This is a genomic window from Nocardiopsis lucentensis DSM 44048 (assembly GCF_000341125.1).
Taxonomy (GTDB): domain Bacteria; phylum Actinomycetota; class Actinomycetes; order Streptosporangiales; family Streptosporangiaceae; genus Nocardiopsis; species Nocardiopsis lucentensis.
The window spans coordinates 1-2,818 of record NZ_ANBC01000680.1 but is presented as its reverse complement, the minus strand read 5'-3'; the positions used below and the strand labels follow the sequence as shown (position 1 = coordinate 2,818).

Below are 2,818 nucleotides of genomic sequence, written 5' to 3'. Positions count from 1 at the left end.
CGCGGACCCCCCCGCCGAGACGGTGGAGCGCTGGCGGGCGATGGCCCACCACGGCTCCGGCGACATCGACCCCGGCCTCCTGGCCGCACTGGGTGACGTGGCCCCGGGCCACCTGGAGCGCCTGGCGTCGACGGCCCAGGCCCTACGGCAGGCGGGCCTGAACGTGGCGGTGGACCTGGGCGTGGTGCGCAGCCACGAGTACTACACCGGCCTGGCCTTCGAGGTCGACGTCGTCCTGCCGGGCGGCAGCTTCGTGGAGATCGCCGGCGGAGGCCGCTACGACCACCTCATCGGCCACTTCGCCGCCAACGGCCCCGGAACGGTTCCCGCGAGCGGCTTCGCCTTCGGCATCGAACGCCTCCTGGCCGTCATGGACGCCTGCGGAACCTTCATCGACACTCCCACCCACCAGCGATCCCACCACTTCGGCCACAGCACCGCCGACCGGCTCCTCGTTCCGAAACCGACCGGCGATCCGGTCCGCGACTACCTGCGTGCCTACGCCACCACCTCCGACCACACCGACGGCCGACGCGTCGATCTGTGGGTGGGGGAGGCCACCGACACCGACGCCATCGGCCGCTACGCCCAGGCCCGACAGATCCCGGAGACCACCTCGTGCTGACCACCACACTCGACCGCTTCTCCCGGCCCCTGGGTGTCCTGTGGACGCGGACCCTCACCCAGTGGACACAGGACCTGCCCCCGCGCCTGGCCGGACTGGGACAGGACTACCTGGCCTACGCCCAGGTCGACTCCCTCCTGCCCCGCCCCGTCCTAACGCTGGTCAGCGCGGCCCACGAACACACCGAACTCCCCGACGACCTGGTCGACCGGCTCGGCACCGTCGCCCTGGTCCCGCAGGTGGTCAGGGACCTGTTCGCCATCCACGACGACATCGTCGACGGCGACACCGAGAAGTTCGGCCACCCCACCCTGCCCGAGGCGTTCCGACGCCGCATCGGCACCGCCGGGAACGGAGCGGCCCTGTTCTGGGCAGACCTGCTCCTCTCCCTCGCCAGGGACCTGCTGGACGACGCCAACCCGAAGCACCGGGCACCCCTGTGGGACGTGGTCGTGGAGTGCGTCCGCCGAACTCAGCACGGCCAACTCCAAGAACTGCTGTGGCAACGGGACCTGGAGTCCATCACCACGGACGCCATCGTGCGCATGTATCAGGACAAGGCGGGCGACTACTGCTACGGCCTCCCCTGGCGCATCGGCCACACCGCCACCGGCGCGGACCCCACCCAGCGCGAGGCCGTAGCCCGGATCCTGGAGACCATCGGCGCCGCCTCGCAGATCGTGGACGACCTGGCCACCGGATGCCCGGACCTGATGGAGGCGGGCAAGGACGACCCAGCCGAGATCCGCCACCTGCGCCGCACGTTGCTCCTGGTTGAACTCCACCAGCGCCTGCCCGCCGACCACAGGCTGCGCCCAGTGATCGAGGGAGACCTCGCCACCGACGAGCAGGTTGAGGAGATTCGCCTGGCCTTCACCACGACCGGTGCCGTCCAGGCCGCCGCCCGCACTGCTGCCGACCTGGTGGAGCAGACGCTGCGCGACCTGGCCCGCGCCAAGGTCGGAGCGGCGGCCCACGCCTACATCAGCGATCTGGCCCAACAGCGAGTCCTCCACGGACTGCGCCCCGTGCTCGCCTGATTCACTCCCCGAGGCGGTGACGCACCCAGGCCAGGGCGGCATCGGCTGCCCTGGCCTGGAACGCGCGCAACATCGCCCCGCCCGCTCCTGGTGGTGGAGCCTGACGACAGGCCCGCGCCCAGTACCCGGCCGCCGCGACGGCGAAGGAGGTCACAGCGACAGCGGGAGCCGAGGCGAACCGCGCCGAACCCGCCACCTGCTTCTCGGCGGCCTCAGGCGTGTGGCCGTTCATGATCAGGGGAGTGACGAGGTCCACCCCGTCAATCCACGCCGCACCCCGGCAGGGGTACGCCCAGTCCACCACCCACACCCTCTCCTGGGCGTCGATGAGGAGCTGGTCAGCGCGGATGTCGCCGTGCGTGAGCGTGTCCCCGTCCGCGTGGTCGGCCCACGCCTCCTCCAACAAGGCCAGGCGTTCGAGATTGGCCAACGCCCAAGGGGCAAGCCCCGGGGGAGGCTGTTCCCGCAGGGAGGCCCATCCGCTCAGGAGCGGCGAGAGCACCTCGCGTGCGGTCGGCGCCGTGCTGAGCGGGCAGGGCGTGAGGTCACCAGCCAGACCGTCGAGCGCAGAAACCACGGCGGCCACGTCATCCGAACCGGGTGAGAGGTTCGCGTGCCGACCGCGCACGGCGGTGAACACCACCACCCGCCATCCGTCTTCCGTCCCCTCCCACACGAGGCCGGGAAGGGCCGCGCCCGCAGGAGCCGACGCGGCCACAGCCGCCTCCGCGGCCAAGGCCGCGCACAGAGGGTGCTCCTCCGGCATCGCCTTGCAGAACAGGGCACGGCCGCTGGAGGTGGTCAACAACGACGCCATCGCCGGGGTGTACCCGCCGCCCTGGGGCTCCTCGCTGACAACCTCCTCCCCGAGGAAACGGGTGACCTTCCCGCGCACAACCGCGGGAAGGTCACCCCACCGGGGGCGTGCAGTGTTCACGAGGAAAGCGGGCGAGGCTCGGCCCCGTCCAGAGCCTGGGCCACCAGGTCAAACCCGGCGGCGGCCAGCCGCTTGTACACGCCCTTGCCCTTGCCGCCGACGTGCACGGTCTCCACCACGTACCCGTCTGCGCGCAGCCGATCCGCATACGCGGCGACCTGCGCCAAATCCTGCTCGGAGCGCCAGAGCAGCGCCACACGGCTCTCCCCCTGCGTG

General features: G+C 71.5%; 4 protein-coding genes. 2 read left to right on the top strand and 2 right to left on the bottom strand.

The genetic code is table 11. The annotated features are described in order from the left end of the window. Both D471_RS0123855 and D471_RS0123850 read left to right on the top strand, forming a co-directional pair. Positions 1-625, top strand: a 625-nt coding sequence (locus D471_RS0123855) for an ATP phosphoribosyltransferase regulatory subunit (RefSeq protein ID WP_026128020.1), incomplete at its 5' end; no start/stop codon positions are given. Further along, complete coding sequence (locus D471_RS0123850; RefSeq protein WP_017600944.1) at positions 619-1,665, top strand: polyprenyl synthetase family protein; 1,047 nt, start codon at positions 619-621, stop codon at positions 1,663-1,665. The genes D471_RS0123855 and D471_RS0123850, both read left to right, overlap by 7 nt. Before the next feature lies 1 nt (position 1,666). On the opposite strand, the gene D471_RS35850 is transcribed toward D471_RS0123850, so the two are convergent. Then, positions 1,667-2,602, bottom strand: a complete 936-nt coding sequence (locus D471_RS35850) for a phosphotransferase family protein (RefSeq protein ID WP_152486416.1) — start codon at positions 2,600-2,602, stop codon at positions 1,667-1,669. Continuing rightward, positions 2,599-2,818, bottom strand: a 220-nt coding sequence (locus tag D471_RS35845; RefSeq protein ID WP_040690912.1) for a hypothetical protein, incomplete at its 5' end; no start/stop codon positions are given. The genes D471_RS35850 and D471_RS35845, both read right to left, overlap by 4 nt.